This is a genomic window from Pseudomonas sp. Mn2068 (assembly GCF_049319725.1).
GTDB classification, from domain to species: Bacteria; Pseudomonadota; Gammaproteobacteria; order Pseudomonadales; family Pseudomonadaceae; genus Aquipseudomonas; species Aquipseudomonas gingeri.
Map to the genome: position 1 here is coordinate 43,424 of NZ_JBMOUG010000016.1, position 14,041 is coordinate 57,464.

General features: G+C 62.8%; 16 protein-coding genes. 8 read left to right on the plus strand and 8 right to left on the minus strand.

The window, feature by feature from the left end; genetic code table 11:
* The first annotated feature begins 3 nt into the window (after positions 1 to 3).
* The 6 genes from ACL9RJ_RS27375 to arfB all read left to right on the plus strand — a co-directional run bounded on the left by ACL9RJ_RS27375 (position 4) and on the right by arfB (position 6,462).
* Positions 4 to 633 carry an L-threonylcarbamoyladenylate synthase gene (locus ACL9RJ_RS27375; protein WP_017124480.1) on the plus strand — a complete coding sequence of 210 codons (630 nt, stop codon included), beginning with the start codon at positions 4 to 6 and terminating at the stop codon, positions 631 to 633.
* 120 nt (positions 634 to 753) lie between these two features.
* On the plus strand, positions 754 to 1,452 hold the full coding sequence (locus ACL9RJ_RS27380; RefSeq protein WP_177060501.1) for a segregation and condensation protein A: 699 nt from the start codon (positions 754 to 756) through the stop codon (positions 1,450 to 1,452).
* Positions 1,453 to 1,463: 11 nt separating this feature from the next.
* Positions 1,464 to 2,486 carry an SMC-Scp complex subunit ScpB gene (scpB, locus tag ACL9RJ_RS27385; protein ID WP_017124478.1) on the plus strand — a complete coding sequence of 341 codons (1,023 nt, stop codon included), beginning with the start codon at positions 1,464 to 1,466 and terminating at the stop codon, positions 2,484 to 2,486.
* Positions 2,487 to 2,641: 155 nt separating this feature from the next.
* Positions 2,642 to 3,850, plus strand: a complete 1,209-nt coding sequence (rluB, locus tag ACL9RJ_RS27390; RefSeq protein ID WP_103032648.1) for a 23S rRNA pseudouridine(2605) synthase RluB — start codon at positions 2,642 to 2,644, stop codon at positions 3,848 to 3,850.
* A gap of 690 nt (positions 3,851 to 4,540) precedes the next feature.
* The gene (locus ACL9RJ_RS27395) at positions 4,541 to 5,962 is read left to right on the plus strand and encodes an amino acid permease (protein ID WP_017124476.1); all 1,422 of its coding nucleotides are present in this window, start codon (positions 4,541 to 4,543) and stop codon (positions 5,960 to 5,962) included.
* Between the two features lie 86 nt (positions 5,963 to 6,048).
* Positions 6,049 to 6,462, plus strand: coding sequence for an alternative ribosome rescue aminoacyl-tRNA hydrolase ArfB (gene arfB / locus ACL9RJ_RS27400; RefSeq protein ID WP_017124475.1), 414 nt, complete (start codon positions 6,049 to 6,051; stop codon positions 6,460 to 6,462).
* Between the two features lie 130 nt (positions 6,463 to 6,592).
* Here the strand turns inward: arfB and ACL9RJ_RS27405 are convergent, their stop codons facing one another.
* The 5 genes from ACL9RJ_RS27405 to ACL9RJ_RS27425 all read right to left on the minus strand — a co-directional run bounded on the left by ACL9RJ_RS27405 (position 6,593) and on the right by ACL9RJ_RS27425 (position 9,771).
* Positions 6,593 to 7,798 (minus strand): MFS transporter, encoded by a 1,206-nt coding sequence (locus ACL9RJ_RS27405; RefSeq protein ID WP_177119694.1) that lies wholly within the window; start codon positions 7,796 to 7,798, stop codon positions 6,593 to 6,595.
* A gap of 103 nt (positions 7,799 to 7,901) precedes the next feature.
* The gene (locus ACL9RJ_RS27410) at positions 7,902 to 8,084 is read right to left on the minus strand and encodes a hypothetical protein (RefSeq protein ID WP_017124473.1); all 183 of its coding nucleotides are present in this window, start codon (positions 8,082 to 8,084) and stop codon (positions 7,902 to 7,904) included.
* 85 nt (positions 8,085 to 8,169) lie between these two features.
* The gene (locus tag ACL9RJ_RS27415; RefSeq protein WP_017124472.1) at positions 8,170 to 8,301 is read right to left on the minus strand and encodes a hypothetical protein; all 132 of its coding nucleotides are present in this window, start codon (positions 8,299 to 8,301) and stop codon (positions 8,170 to 8,172) included.
* Positions 8,302 to 8,471: 170 nt separating this feature from the next.
* On the minus strand, positions 8,472 to 8,786 hold the full coding sequence (locus ACL9RJ_RS27420) for a cupredoxin domain-containing protein (protein WP_042934633.1): 315 nt from the start codon (positions 8,784 to 8,786) through the stop codon (positions 8,472 to 8,474).
* 13 nt (positions 8,787 to 8,799) lie between these two features.
* A complete protein-coding gene (locus ACL9RJ_RS27425; RefSeq protein ID WP_017124470.1) occupies positions 8,800 to 9,771 on the minus strand; it encodes a metallophosphoesterase family protein in 972 nt (323 codons plus the stop codon).
* 148 nt (positions 9,772 to 9,919) lie between these two features.
* Here ACL9RJ_RS27425 and ACL9RJ_RS27430 point away from each other — a divergent pair, with 148 nt between their 5' ends.
* Together ACL9RJ_RS27430 and ACL9RJ_RS27435 are read left to right on the plus strand one after the other, a co-directional pair.
* Positions 9,920 to 10,432: a sigma-70 family RNA polymerase sigma factor gene (locus tag ACL9RJ_RS27430; RefSeq protein ID WP_017124469.1), complete on the plus strand. Its 513-nt coding sequence runs from the start codon at positions 9,920 to 9,922 to the stop codon at positions 10,430 to 10,432.
* Complete coding sequence (locus ACL9RJ_RS27435) at positions 10,425 to 11,192, plus strand: anti-sigma factor family protein (protein ID WP_017124468.1); 768 nt, start codon at positions 10,425 to 10,427, stop codon at positions 11,190 to 11,192. Before ACL9RJ_RS27430 ends, ACL9RJ_RS27435 begins: the two co-directional genes overlap by 8 nt.
* Positions 11,193 to 11,359: 167 nt before the next feature.
* Here ACL9RJ_RS27435 and ACL9RJ_RS27440 read toward each other — a convergent pair whose 3' ends face one another.
* The 3 genes from ACL9RJ_RS27440 to phhA form a co-directional block, all read right to left on the minus strand.
* Complete coding sequence (locus ACL9RJ_RS27440; protein WP_017124467.1) at positions 11,360 to 12,556, minus strand: amino acid aminotransferase; 1,197 nt, start codon at positions 12,554 to 12,556, stop codon at positions 11,360 to 11,362.
* Positions 12,556 to 12,912, minus strand: a complete 357-nt coding sequence (locus tag ACL9RJ_RS27445; RefSeq protein ID WP_017124466.1) for a 4a-hydroxytetrahydrobiopterin dehydratase — start codon at positions 12,910 to 12,912, stop codon at positions 12,556 to 12,558. The genes ACL9RJ_RS27440 and ACL9RJ_RS27445 overlap by 1 nt, the downstream gene beginning before the upstream one ends.
* A gap of 102 nt (positions 12,913 to 13,014) precedes the next feature.
* On the minus strand, positions 13,015 to 13,806 hold the full coding sequence (gene phhA, locus ACL9RJ_RS27450; RefSeq protein WP_017124465.1) for a phenylalanine 4-monooxygenase: 792 nt from the start codon (positions 13,804 to 13,806) through the stop codon (positions 13,015 to 13,017).
* Positions 13,807 to 14,041 lie beyond the last annotated feature (235 nt).

Consider the following 14,041-nt stretch of genomic DNA (forward strand, 5'->3'; position numbering starts at 1 on the left):
AATGTGAGTCAATTTTTCCAGATTCATCCGGAAAACCCGCAGGCGCGCCTGATCAAGCAGGCGGTGGAAATCATTCGCAAGGGTGGGGTCGTGATCTATCCGACCGATTCGTCCTATGCCATCGGCTGCCAGATCGGCGACAAGAATGCGGTCGAGCGTGTGCGGCGGTTGCGGCAACTGGATGACAAGCACAACTTTGCGCTGATCTGTGCCGACCTGTCGCAACTGGGCCTGTTCGCCAAGGTCGACACCGGCCTGTTCCGCCTGCTCAAGGCTCATACGCCAGGGCCCTACACCTTTATCCTGAATGCGACCCGGGAAGTGCCGCGGCTGCTGCTGCACGCGAAAAAACGCACCATCGGCCTGCGTATCCCCAGTCATCCGATTGCCCTGGCGCTGTTGGCCGAACTGGGCGAGCCGCTGATGAGCGTGAGTCTGATCATGCCCGGCGACAGCGATCCGATGATCGATCCCTACGAGATCCGCCAGTTGCTCGAACATCAGGTCGACCTGATCATCGATGGCGGCTTCGGCGGGATCAAGGCGTCCACCGTGATCAATCTGGCCGATGGCGAGCCGGAAGTGGTGCGGGTCGGTTGCGGCGATCCGGCTCCCTTCATGGTCGAGGCCTGAATGTCCGCTGTTGAAACGGTCGACAGCCAGGCCGGAGCGCAGCAGGAACTGCCCTTTGCCATGGTCTATGGCCAGGCGGTCATGGAAATGCCGCTGGACCTGTATATTCCGCCGGATGCCCTGGAGGTCTTCCTCGAGGCCTTCGAAGGCCCGCTGGACTTGCTGCTGTACCTGATCCGCAAGCAGAACATCAATATCCTCGACATCCCGGTGGCGGAAATCACCCGCCAGTACATGGGCTATGTCGAGCTGATGCAGTCGGTGCGCCTGGAACTGGCGGCCGAATACCTGGTGATGGCGGCCATGCTCGCCGAGATCAAGTCGCGCATGCTGCTGCCGCGTTCGGCCGAGGTCGAGGAGGAAGAGGACGACCCGCGTGCCGAACTGATCCGTCGCCTGCAGGAATATGAGCGGTTCAAGGCGGCGGCCGAAGGCATCGATGAATTGAGCCGGGTGGGCCGCGACGTCGTCGTGCCCAAGCTGGACGCCCCGGAAGCGCGGGCGCGCAAATTGCTGCCGGACGTCAGTCTGGAAGAGGTCCTGCTGTCCATGGCCGAGGTGCTGCGTCGTGGCGACATGTTCGAAAGCCATCAGGTCAGCCGTGAGCAACTGTCGACCCGCGAGCGCATGAGCGATGTGCTCGACCGGCTCAAGGGCGGCGGTTTTGTGCCGTTTGTCGAGCTGTTCACCGCCGAGGAAGGCAAGCTCGGCGTGGTGGTGACCTTCATGGCGATCCTCGAGCTGGTCAAGGAATCCCTGGTCGAACTGGTGCAGAATGAGCCCTTCGGGGCGATCCATGTGCGGGCCCGAGCCGAATAACGAGCGAATCAATGAACCTGACTGAACCCCGCGAGCTGGCTCCGCTGCTCGAAGCCTTTCTGCTGGCCTCGGGAAAGCCGCAATCCCTGGAGCGTCTGTACGAGCTGTTCGAGGAAGCCGAGCGTCCCGAGCCGCCGGTCTTCAAGAAAGCCCTGACGCTGCTCGCCAAGTCCTGCGATGGCCGCGCCTTCGAACTCAAGGAGGTGGCTTCCGGCTATCGCCTGCAGATTCGCGAGAAGTTCTCGCCCTGGGTCGGCCGGCTGTGGGAAGAACGCCCGCAGCGTTATTCCCGGGCGATGCTGGAAACCCTGGCGCTGATCGCCTATCGCCAGCCGATTACCCGGGGCGAGATCGAGGACGTGCGCGGGGTGGCGGTCAACAGCCAGATCGTCAAGACCCTGCTGGAGCGCGAATGGATCCGGGTGGTCGGTTATCGCGAGGTGCCGGGCAAACCGGCGATGTTCGCGACCACCAAGGCCTTTCTCGACCACTTCAACCTGAAGAATCTCGACGACCTGCCGCCACTGGCGGAACTGCGCGAACTGGAGCCGGACCCGGTGCTCGACTTCGAGGATGCGCCGGTGCCCGAAAGCCTGCAGGCCCTGGCCGACGCCAGCGCCGATCCGGAGGCGGTGGAGGAGCCGAAGGAAGAAACCAGCTTCCATACCCTGCTGCTGGAACTGGACTCGATGGAGGAAGGCATCAAGACCGACTTCGACGACTTGCTCAGGGATGGCGATAGCCCGCTGCCGAGCGGGGAGTTCCAGGAAGAACCCGGCCTGGAGCTGCCTGGCGAGGGCGAGGAAGCGCAGGCCGTCGAGACGCTCGATGAACCGCAGCCCGAGCAGGATTCCGACGAACTGCCCGATGAGCCGGAGGAGGATCTGGTCGGTGCCGCCGAAGCCCGCGAGCGCCTGCTGGCCGCCGTCGCCGCACTGGACGCCGCCGCCCGGCCCGGGTTGAGTGACGAGGAGGCGGAAGCCCAGGCCCTGGCCGAAGCCATCGAGAACGAACGGCGCCAGTGGGAAGACTGATTGCCGCGACGGGGTGCGCCGACAAACTGCTACTCTGTGATGCGCGAAGCCGCGGATCCGCGTATGATTCGCGACCCTTCGACGATCCCATCGTCCAGAACAGGTTTTTTATCTCTTCAGGCCAGGCCTGAATCGACACACCGGGAGGTGCCCAGATGAGTGACAACGATCAGAAAGACAGCCAGGAAATCGGCCCAGCAGGCGAAAAACTGCAGAAGGTCCTCGCCCGTATCGGCGTCGGCTCGCGCCGCGACGTGGAAGGCTGGATCAGCAAAGGCCGGATCAAGGTCAATGGCAAAGATGCCACCCTTGGCCAGCGTGTCGACCTGCACGACGCCATCACCATTGATGGCAAGGTCATCAAGCGCGAAGAAGCGGCCGAATCGGTTCGCCGCGTGATCATGTACAACAAGCCCGACGGCGAAATCTGCACCCGTGACGACCCGGAAGGGCGCCCGACCGTGTTCGACAAGCTGCCGCGTCCGAAAGAAGGCCGCTGGATCAATATCGGTCGCCTGGACATCAATACCACCGGCCTGCTGATGTTCACCACCGACGGTGAACTGGCCAACCGCCTGATGCACCCGTCCTACGAGATGGACCGTGAATACGCGGTGCGTGTGCGTGGCGAAGTCGATGACGAGATGATCGAGCGGCTCAAGGCCGGTGTGGTCCTCGAGGATGGCCCGGCGAAGTTCACCGACATCCAGCAGGCGCCGGGTGGCGAAGGCTTCAACCACTGGTACCACTGCGTGGTGATGGAAGGTCGCAACCGCGAAGTCCGTCGTCTGTGGGAATCCCAGGGCCTGGTGGTCAGCCGCCTCAAGCGTGTGCGTTTCGGCCCGGTGTTCCTGAATTCCGACCTGCCGATGGGCCGCTGGCGTGAAATGACCCAGTACGAGGTCGATATCCTCAGTGCCGAGGTCGGCCTGACACCGGTGGCGATGCCGCAACTGAACGCCAAGAGCAAGGACAAGCTGGAGCGGATGCAGCGCAAATCCTCGCGTCCGATGGGCAAGACCGAGCGTGTGCGCACCTTGCGTCCGGCCAACGGTGCGGCGGCTGGCGCCGAGCGCACTTCGCGCGAGCCGCAGATCGAAGGCGAACGTCCGGCCCGCAAGCCGGCCCCTCGCCAGGATGGTGAGCGTGCACCCCGTGCTCCGCGTTCGGCAGGCCGTGGCGAGTCGCGCGGGACACCGGTGGCGGATCGTCCGGTGGACAGCAAGCGTCCGGCCAAGCCGGCACCGAAGTCCAAGCGTCCTGGCATCAGCCTGGTGGACAAGGACGCCCCGTCGGGCAAGCGCCGTGGCGCCCCGGCCGGTTCCGGTCAGCGTCCAGGGTTCGGGCGGCGCAAGCCTGAATAAGCGCCCGGCGCCTCGCTGGAATAAAAAACGCCAATCATCGGATTGGCGTTTTTTTTTGCCTGGACGCTTGCGCCTCTGGAGGGGGCAAACGAGGAATCAGCGACGGCGGGAGCCACCATTCGTCAATTTGCCGGCAACTTTCCTGGCGGGCCTGGGTGGAAAAATTTCGTTACGGCGTGTCAGGCAATACTGACGCATTTGTCAGTCGAACCCCCTGGAATCAGCCGTTCCGGCGCCCCGTAAGGAATAGTTGCCGAGCGTCCGGGCGACCGGGCTTTTTCCTCCGGTCTGCCCCCTTGTTCCCCGACACCGGTCGCGGTGTGATGCGCCCATGCCTGCCGGTGCTGGCCTGGCGGTGTACAATGCGCGGCGTTTTAACTGTGACCCAACTGCGTATCCACGCATTTTGTGCTGTCCGGTGGCTGCCTTGCGATGCCCCGAAGGCCAATACACTCAAGGCTATCCGCCTTGTTCACTCCATCGCGCCACAAGCGTGATGGGTTCGATTTCGTCACAGATAAAAACAAACAGGTGACGCATGACCCGTACTATTTCCCGCAACTGCTGCCCTCCGAATGCCTGGCGTCCATGCCGTGGCCTGGTGTGTGTCTCTCCGGTTTCGTCTATCACCTATCGCTGATACCTCGACGCCCCACGAACCTCATCAAACCTTGCGTGAGACCCTTTGTAATGAGTGGATCCATCCCCCCTTCGGGCGAGCTGAAACGCGGCCTGAAAAATCGCCATATCCAATTGATCGCCCTCGGCGGTGCCATCGGCACGGGCCTGTTCCTCGGTTCCGCCGGGGTGCTGAAATCCGCCGGCCCGTCGATGATCCTCGGCTACGCCATCTGTGGCTTCATTGCCTTCATGATCATGCGCCAACTGGGCGAGATGATCGTCGAGGAGCCGGTGGCCGGTTCCTTCAGCCACTTCGCCCACAAGTACTGGGGCGGCTTCGCCGGCTTCCTGTCGGGCTGGAACTGCTGGATCCTGTACATCCTGGTGGGCATGTCGGAGCTGACCGCGGTCGGCAAGTACATCCACTACTGGTGGCCGGACGTCCCGACCTGGGTCTCGGCGGCGGCTTTCTTCGTGTTGATCAACCTGATCAACCTGGCCAACGTCAAGGTCTTCGGTGAAGCGGAGTTCTGGTTCGCAATCATCAAGGTGGTGGCCATCGTCGGCATGATCGCCCTCGGCAGCTATCTGCTGGTCAGTGGCCACGGCGGCCCGCAAGCCTCGGTGAGCAACCTGTGGGAGCACGGCGGGTTCTTCCCCAATGGCGTCAGTGGCCTGGTCATGGCCATGGCGATCATCATGTTTTCCTTTGGCGGCCTGGAGATGCTCGGCTTTACCGCGGCAGAGGCCGACAAGCCGAAAACCGTGATTCCCAAGGCCATCAACCAGGTGATCTACCGGATCCTGATTTTCTATATCGGCGCACTGGTCGTGCTGTTGTCGCTGACGCCGTGGGACAGCCTGCTGACCACCCTGAACGCTTCCGGCGATGCCTACAGCGGCAGCCCGTTCGTCCAGGTGTTCTCGATGCTGGGCAGCAACACCGCCGCGCATATCCTCAACTTCGTGGTCCTGACCGCGGCGCTCTCGGTGTACAACAGCGGCACCTACTGCAACAGCCGCATGCTGCTGGGCATGGCCGAGCAGGGCGATGCGCCGAAGATGCTGGCACGGATCGACAAGCGCGGCGTGCCGGTGCGTTCGATCCTCGCTTCGGCGCTGGTGACCTTCGTGGCTGTGGTGATGAACTACCTGATCCCGCAGCATGCCCTGGAGTTGCTGATGTCGCTGGTGGTCGCGACCCTGGTGATCAACTGGGCGATGATCAGCTACTCGCACTTCAAGTTCCGCCAGCACATGAACCGCACGCGGCAGACGCCGTTGTTCAAGGCGCTCTGGTATCCCTACGGCAACTATGTCTGCCTGGCGTTCGTGGTGTTCATCCTCGGCATCATGCTGATGATCCCGGGTATCCAGATCTCGGTGTACGCGATTCCGGTGTGGGTGGCGTTCATGTGGGTCTGCTACGGCATCAAGAACAAGCGTAGCGCCCGGCAGGCCTTGCTGGCGGCAGAACCGTCGCTGAAGTAGGTCATTGTCGTATCCAGCGAACCCGGCCCTGTGCCGGGTTTGTTATTTCGGTATCCTGAACGCCCTGACGTCGGACGCATTTTCCCATGCTGGTGATTTCCAACAACGTGCACCTGCCGGATGCCGAGATCGAGCTGACGGCCATCCGTGCCCAGGGCGCCGGCGGGCAGAACGTCAACAAGGTGTCCAGCGCAGTGCACCTGCGCTTCGATATTCCGGCCTCGTCCCTGCCGCCGTTCTACAAGGAGCGCCTGCTGGCCTTGCGTGACAGTCGCATCACCGGTGACGGGGTGATCGTGATCAAGGCCCAGCAGTACCGGACCCAGGAGCAGAACCGCGCGGACGCCCTGGAGCGCCTGGTGGAGTTGATCCTGGCGGCGACCAGGGTCGAGAAGAAGCGTCGTCCGACCAAGCCGACACTGGGTTCGAAGAAGCGCCGGCTGGAGACCAAGAACCAGCGCGGCGCGATCAAGGCCGGGCGCGGCAAGGTCGATTTCTAGATTCGGCCAGCCTGTGGGAGCTGGCTTGCCAGCGAAGAGGCCCCTGAGGCAGGTAGTGATCATCCGACCGCCATCGCCGGCAAGCCGGCTCCCACAGGGTTCAGGGGGCTCTTGAGAGCGGCGGCCAGATTCAGGTCTTGTCCCGCAACGCGCGCTGTTTGGGTGTCTGGTGGTAGAGATAAACGCTCAGCAGCAACCCGCAAAGCGCGGCCAGCGCGGCGAACAGGAAGATCGAGGCGAAGCCGAAGCCGGACGCGATCGCGCCCACCAGCGGCCCGGTGATGCCCAGGGACAGGTCGATAAACAGCGAATAGGCCCCCACCGCCGCGCCCCGGCTGGAAGCCGGCACCAGGTTGACCGCCTCGACCCCCAGCGCCGGGAAGACCAGCGAGAAGCCGAAGCCGCTCAGCGCCGCACCGGCCAGGGCCCAATGGGCATCCGGAGCCAGCCATAGCAGCAACAGGCCGAGGGTTTCCACCGACAGGCAGGCAATCGCCACCCGAAAGCCGCCGAGACGGTTGATCAGGTTGCCGAACAGCAGCCGCGCGCCGATAAAGCTGGCGCCGAACAGGCTCAGGCAGAGGACGGCGTTGCTCCAGTGCTGGGTGGCGTAATACAGGGTGATAAAGGTTGCGATGGTGCCGAAGCCGATGGAGCCCAGCGCCAGCCCGGTGCCGTGGGGCAGGACGCGGCCAAGCACATGCAGGAACGGCAGGCGTTCGCCGGCAACGATCGGCGCGGCCTGTTTTGGCCATGCCAGCAGCAATCCGAGGCTGGCCAGCAGCAGGATGCTGACCCCCATGCTCCACAATCCCAGCTGGTTGACCATCAGTACCCCCAGTGGCGCGCCGACGGCCAGGGCGCCATAGCTGGCGATACCGTTCCAGGAGATCACCTTGGCGGTGTTCTGCGCCCCGACCCGGCCGATGCCCCAACCAATCGCGCCGGAGCCCACCAGGCTTTCGGCGCTGCCCAGGATCAGCCGGCCGATAAGCAGGCTGATCAGGCTCAGGGTCGGCCAGTCGTGGAGAAAGCTCGGCAGCAGCATGAAGATTCCGCTCAGGCCGCAACCGGCCAGGCCGTACATCACCGCGGGCTTGCTGCCCAGGTTATCGATGACCCGACTGGCATAAGGGCGACTGAGCAGGGTGGCGAGGTACTGCACGCTGATCACCAGCCCGGCGATGACCGCGCCGAAGCCCAGTTCGCTGTGGACATAGCCCGGCAGCACGGCCAGCGGGATGCCGATGTTCAGGTAGCCGATAAAGGTAAACAGGACGATGGAGACAACTTGCAGCGTGACCGCGAGGGGACGCTGGGTTTCTGGCGAAGGCAAAACGGGCACCCTGACAGCGAAGAAGAAAGATAGGTTGCTTATGATAGCGGCGGGAGGCGGCTTGCAGGGCGTCTAATCGAAAAAAATACCGGGCGGTGAGCGCTCAGGATTGGGCGGGTGCCAACAGCCGGGTGGTGACCAGGGCGGCCAGGGCATTCTCCTGGTTGCCGAAACGGGCGAGCAGGACGGCCTGTTTTTCCGGGCTGAGGTTGTTCCACAGCTCGATCATTTTTTCGGCGGTGCCGATCAGTACGCTGGCTTGGGTTTCGTCGAAAGTGTCGGTCACGTCGTGGTCCGGGGAGCGATGGCTGTGTCTGGCTGTGTGAAAAACACCGAGGGCGGTTTTTCACACGGCCAGCGTTCCAGGCGTTTCAGTCTTTGCTGTCGGCCTTGAGGCTTTCTGCGGCCTCGGTCTTTTCAGGCTGTTGGGCACTGGCTTGTTGCGGGGTTTTCTGCTCAGTCTCGTGCAGGCTTGGGAAGGGGAAGTTGGGTATCTCGTGCATCGTCGTCGCTCCTCGCAAGGTCTGTTTTTTAAATCGCTGGGTAGATCCGCGCTTTTAAAAAGCCTGGGCAGGATACAGCAGTACAAATGACAGAAAGATTTTTTTCGCCCCCGTTTGACGCCCATTCGTCAGCCCCCGAACGGCGCAGGCCAGTACGTCGGCTCCCCCCCTCAGGGGCTGACGATTATCCTGCCAATCATCTGCGGATGCAGGGCACAGAAGTACTCATAGGTGCCCGCCGTCTTGAACTCATAGGAAAAACTGTCGTTGGTGTCCAGAGCGCCCGAGCGGAACAGCTTGTGGGTTTCGGCCACCGTATGGGGGACCTGGTCGTCGTTGACCCAGGTCACCCTGGTGCCGGGCGCGACGGTCAGGTCCTTGGGCCCGAACATGAATTCCTTGATATCGATTTTCACTTCCTGTGCCCACACCGGGATCGAGAGCGCCAGGCACGCCAGGACCAGCCCCTGCAAAAGTCTTTTCATTCGCCTTTTCTCCTCAGATCAGTGTCGAGTCAATCAGCGCCAACGGGTGGGCGCCTTGTGTCGCGCGGATATCGGTGATCCCAAGATAATTGCGCAACTGGTCGGCGGCGACTGTCATCGGTCCCGGTGACGGCGCGGCTCCCGGCGCCGGTTGCGGGTAGGCGGTACCGCGCGCGGTGTGAAAGGTGATATTGCCTTCGACCTTCTGGATCACCTGGTGGATATGGCCGTTGAGCACGGTCACCGAGCCATATTTGCGCAGCAGGGCAATGGCCTGGTCGCCGTCCTCGGTCCCCCAGCCCCAGGGCTGGTAGATGGTCCACAACGGAATATGGGTGAACACCACGATCGGCGTGCTGGTCGCCACCGCGCGCAGGTCATCGGCCAGCCAGGCGAGCTGGTCGGCGCCGAGGTTGGCCTCGTGGCCGGCCTGGAAGTTGAACACGTTGACCAGCGCGATGAAGTGCACGCCATGGTCATCGAAGCTGTACCAGCCATTGCCCCTGGTGCCCTTGCCGTAGCGCTGCAGGTAGAGCTGGCCGCCACCCTCGTCGAGGGTATCGTGTTCGCCCGGTACATAGTGCACGGTCGCGGGCAGCGCCTTGAGCAGTTGCGCGGCGGTGTCGAACTCCTCGGGCTTGCTGAGGTGGGTGATATCCCCGGTGTGGAGGATCAGTGATGGCCGCCTGGGCAATGCGATGACCTTGTCTATGGCCACCTGCAGGGTTTTCACCGGCTCGGGATTGGCTTCCTTGTTGAAACCGATATGCGAATCGCTGATTTGCACGAAGTGAAAACTCACGGCCAGCGCGGCTGGGTCCGTGGGTTGGCCGTTCTGGTCCAGGGCAAAGGCGCGCGGAATCCCGCCGCTCAGCGCCCAGAGAACGCCGGCGCCGGCCCAGGCCGAGCATTTGAGCAGGCTCCGGCGGGCGGGGTCGAGCGGGCCGTCGGTACGTTTGTCGTGGGGTATCGGGTGCAGGTCCATGGGAACGCCCTCGCTGGCGGTCTACAGTGATTGAGCTCACATCTGTAAAACCGGGCGGCGCGGGGCTTTATTCCAGAAAAAAAGAAAATTCTTTCGGGAATAAAACACAACCTTTCACCGTTACAGGAACAAAGGTATCGGAGCCACTATGACGCGATTCGAGGCGCTGTTCGCACCGCATCTGGATGCGGCCTATAACCTCGCGCGCTGGCTCACCGACAGTGACAGCGCTGCGCAGGATGTGGTCCAGGAAAGTGCCTTCAGAGCCTTCAAGTTCCAGCACCGCTTTGTCGACGGCAATGCCAGGGCCTGGTTCCTGACCATCGTGCGTAATGAAAGCTACAACTGGCTGAGGACTTCGATGGGCGCGCGCTGGGTAGCCATCGACGAGGAGTGGCTGCAGGACGATCCGGCGCTGGCCGATGTGCACGGCCCCGAATCCAGGATCGTCCAGGCCCAGGCGACCGAGCAGGTCCGCCAGGCGCTGCTGGCGCTGGCACCGGTGTTTCGCGAAGTGATCGTCCTCAAGGAGTTGGAAGACATGCCCTACAAGGACATAGCGAGAATCGTCGATATCCCCTTGGGCACCGTCATGTCACGGCTGGCCCGGGCCCGCGCGATGCTCAAGCGCGAACTGCTGAAGTTGCACCCTTATGAATGACCTCGACTGCAAGACCTGTGAGGTGTTGATCCATGGCTACCTCGACCATGAACTGGATGCGGCGACCACGACGCGGGTGGACGGGCATCTGGCGGGCTGCGAGCAGTGCGCGCGACGGCATGAGCAGGCTCGTCAATTGATCGACGATGTCAGGAAGCGGGCGCCTTATTACCGTGCTCCCGAGGCCTTGAACCTGAGCCTGCTGGGCGCTGCCCCGACGCGCCCTTCGGCGGCAGCGGGTTTCATGCAGGGACTGCGGGCGTTATCGGGGCGCTGGTGGGCGCCGGCGTTTTCGACCCTGGCGTTGAGTCTCGCGGTCATGCTCTACGTGGTGACGCCGTCCGCCGAGCAACCCTGGCTGGATGAAGCGGTGTCCAGTCATGTGCGTTCGCTGATGGCCGAGCATTTGAACGATGTGGTGTCTTCCGACCGGCATACGGTGAAACCCTGGTTCACTGGCAAGCTCGATTTCGCGCCACCGGTCTTCGACTATGCGGCCCAGGGGTATCCGCTGCTGGGCGGGCGACTGGATTACCTGCAACACCAGACCGCCGCTGCGCTGGCGTATCGGCATGCCAGGCACACCATCAACCTGTTTGTCCTGCCGACAACCGAGTCTGATCGGGCGCTGGAGAGCCTGTCTTTGCGGGGATACAACGTGGTGGCGTGGCGACGCGATCATCTGCGCTTCATCCTCGTCTCGGATCTGGAGAAGGGCGAGCTGGAGGCCTTCGGGAAGCTGATCGAAAAGGGGTCGTGACTCCGTTGGGCATCAAGCCTGGTCTGATCGCGAGGGCACGATTGAACCGGTAGGAGCCGGCTTGCTGGCGATGCAGACACTGCGGTCCTTCAGACAGATCGCGTTATCGTTCATCGCCAGCAAGCCGGCTCCCGCAGGACCGGGTCCGGCCAGAGCCTGTCGTTGTGTCAGTCCTTGCACACCGCCGCAATCGCCTGTGCCAATGCATCCAGACGCGTCGCGTCGATACCGGCGACGTTGGCGCGTCCGGAGCTGACCATGTAGATGCTGTACTCGTCGCGCAGGCGCTTGACCTGGGCAGGCGACAGACCGGTGTAGGAGAACATTCCGCGCTGCACGCCGATATGCGCGAAGCGTTCCGCCAGGCCATGGGGCTGGAGGGCTTCGACCAGGCCGCTGCGCAACTGCGCGATCCGCAGGCGCATGGCTTCCACTTCGTCGGCCCACAGGCTTCTCAGCTGGGGATCGGCAAGGATGGTCATGACCACCGCCGCGCCGTGATCCGGCGGGTTGGACCACAGGTTGCGCGCCACGGCGGCCAGTTGGCTACGGACATCCAGCAGCTTGTCGGCGTCGGCGGTGCAGACGATCAGGGCGCCGGTGCGCTCGCGGTACAGGCCGAAGTTCTTCGAGCAGGAACTGGTGATCAGCACTTCGGGCAGTTCCCGGGCGAACAGGCGCACGGCCCAGGCATCCTGCTCCACGCCATCGCCAAAGCCCTGGTAGGCGAAGTCGATCAGCGGCAGCAGTTCGCGGCGGCGGACGATATCCAGCACCTTGTACCAGTCGTCGTGGGACAGGTCGAAACCGGTCGGGTTGTGGCAGCAGGCGTGCAACAGCACCACGTCGCCCCGGGGCGCCTGCTCCAGGGCGGCCAGCATGCCCTCGATGTCCAGGCGGTTGTCGGCGTCGACGTAGGGGTAATGGCTGATCTTCAGGCCGGCGGCGGCGAAGATGGTTTCATGGATCGGCCAGGTCGGATCGCTGAGCCAGATGCCGCGCCCGGGCAGGCAGTGGGCGATGAAGTCCGCGCTCAGGCGCAGGGCACCAGTGCCGCCCGGTGTCTGGGTGGCCCCGACACGCTGGCCGGCGATCAGCGGCGAGTCGGCGCCCATGACCAGTTCGGTCAACAGGCTGCCGAAACGCAGGTCGCCATGGCCGCCGATATAGGACTTGGTCATCTGCCCGTCCACCAGCTTCTGCTCGGCCAGCTTGACCGACTGCAGGATCGGCGTCAGGCCCTGGGCGTCCTTGTAGACCCCCACGCCGAGGTCGAACTTGGCCGGGTTGGGGTCCTGGGCATAGGCCTCCAGCAACCCGAGAATCGGATCGCCAGGGACGCGCGCGATGGCGGTGAAATGCATTATTTACGGCCCTCGGCGGATTTGCTGACCTCGTCAGTGCGTGCCGCCATGATGAAATCGTTACGGTGCAGGCCCTTGATCGAGTGGCTCCACCAGGTAACGGTGACTTTGCCCCATTCGGTCAACAGGCCCGGATGATGGCCTTCGGCTTCGGAGATTTCGCCGACGGCATTGGTGAAGGCCAGGGCGAACTTGAAGTTCTTGAACAGGTAGACCTTCTCCAACTGCATGATGCCGTCGCGAACTTCGATATTCCAGTCCGGAATCTGTTTGATCAGCACCGGCAGTTCTTCATCGCTGACCTGTGGGGCATCGGCGCGGCAGGCTTCGCAGTGGGCTTGGTTCAAGGTGTTCATGGTGTATTCCTGTGGCTCGTTTTTGTTCGGTGGACGCCACCCGCCCATGCTCGGTGAAAGTGCGCGGGCGAGAAAGGCTCAGGTAATGGCAAAAGCCGCGGATCAGGCAGCCTTGGGTTTGGGTGGGAATTTCGGGGCGTGCAGGCCCAGCTTCATCCCTTGCTCGACCATGCCCATGATGTCCTCGTGGGCCAGGTCGAACAACCGCTTGAGGTTCGGCAGCGTGAAGTAGATCGGCTGCAGGATGTCGATGCGATACGGGGTGCGCATGGCTTCCAGCGGATCGAACGGTTGATGTTCGGGCGTATCGGACAGGCTGTACACCGTCTCCTTGGGCGAGGAGAGGATGCCGCCGCCATAGATGCGCCGGCCCTGCGGGGTGTCCACCAGGCCGAACTCGATGGTCATCCAGTACAGGCGCGCCAGGTAGACCCGTTGTTCCTTGCTGGCCTGCAACCCGAGCTTGCCGTAGGTGTGGGTGAATTCGGCGAACCAGGGGTTGGTCAGCAGCGGGCAGTGGCCGAAGATCTCGTGGAAGATGTCCGGTTCCTGCAGGTAGTCCAGTTCTTCTTCGGTACGAATGAAGGTGGCCACCGGAAACTGCTTGTTGGCCAGCAACTCGAAGAAGGTCTGGAAGGGGATCAGGGCCGGTACCCGGGCCACCTGCCAGCCGGTGGTGGCCGCCAGGACGGCGTTGATTTCGCTCAACTGCGGAATCCGGTCATGGGGCAGGCCGAGCTTTTCGATGCCGTCCAGGTATTCCTGGCACGCGCGGCCCTCGATCACTTTCAACTGACGGGTGATCAGGGTGTTCCAGACCGCGTGTTCGGCGGCCGGGTAGTCGATAAACCCTTGCGCATCGGGCTCTCGAGCCACGTATTGCGTCTGCTTCATACAGCTCTCCTGCTAGAGGGATCGTTCTTGTTATGTCCAGCGTTATCCCTAGTGTTGATCCGCGCCGGCAGGAAATGCATCGGGGGTGGGGGCCAAGCTGGCGAGCCTCGGGTGGTTAAATCGTAAAGTATTCGTTACGAATATCGGCTTTTGTCGAGATGACGGGGCTTGCGCGGGGTGACGAAGTGGATATCCGTCACGTAATCTTTACGAAAAACTGCAAGGCAACGAAAAA

Coding starts and splice junctions, on each gene's coding strand:
- scpB (WP_017124478.1), top strand. CDS start 1,464: ATGAACCTGACTGAACCCCGCGAGCTGGCTCCGCTGCTCGAAGCCTTT.
- rluB (WP_103032648.1), top strand. CDS start 2,642: ATGAGTGACAACGATCAGAAAGACAGCCAGGAAATCGGCCCAGCAGGC.
- ACL9RJ_RS27395 (WP_017124476.1), top strand. CDS start 4,541: ATGAGTGGATCCATCCCCCCTTCGGGCGAGCTGAAACGCGGCCTGAAA.
- arfB (WP_017124475.1), top strand. CDS start 6,049: ATGCTGGTGATTTCCAACAACGTGCACCTGCCGGATGCCGAGATCGAG.
- ACL9RJ_RS27415 (WP_017124472.1), bottom strand. CDS start 8,301: ATGCACGAGATACCCAACTTCCCCTTCCCAAGCCTGCACGAGACTGAG.
- ACL9RJ_RS27420 (WP_042934633.1), bottom strand. CDS start 8,786: ATGAAAAGACTTTTGCAGGGGCTGGTCCTGGCGTGCCTGGCGCTCTCG.
- ACL9RJ_RS27425 (WP_017124470.1), bottom strand. CDS start 9,771: ATGGACCTGCACCCGATACCCCACGACAAACGTACCGACGGCCCGCTC.
- ACL9RJ_RS27430 (WP_017124469.1), top strand. CDS start 9,920: ATGACGCGATTCGAGGCGCTGTTCGCACCGCATCTGGATGCGGCCTAT.
- ACL9RJ_RS27435 (WP_017124468.1), top strand. CDS start 10,425: ATGAATGACCTCGACTGCAAGACCTGTGAGGTGTTGATCCATGGCTAC.
- ACL9RJ_RS27440 (WP_017124467.1), bottom strand. CDS start 12,556: ATGCATTTCACCGCCATCGCGCGCGTCCCTGGCGATCCGATTCTCGGG.
- ACL9RJ_RS27445 (WP_017124466.1), bottom strand. CDS start 12,912: ATGAACACCTTGAACCAAGCCCACTGCGAAGCCTGCCGCGCCGATGCC.
- phhA (WP_017124465.1), bottom strand. CDS start 13,806: ATGAAGCAGACGCAATACGTGGCTCGAGAGCCCGATGCGCAAGGGTTT.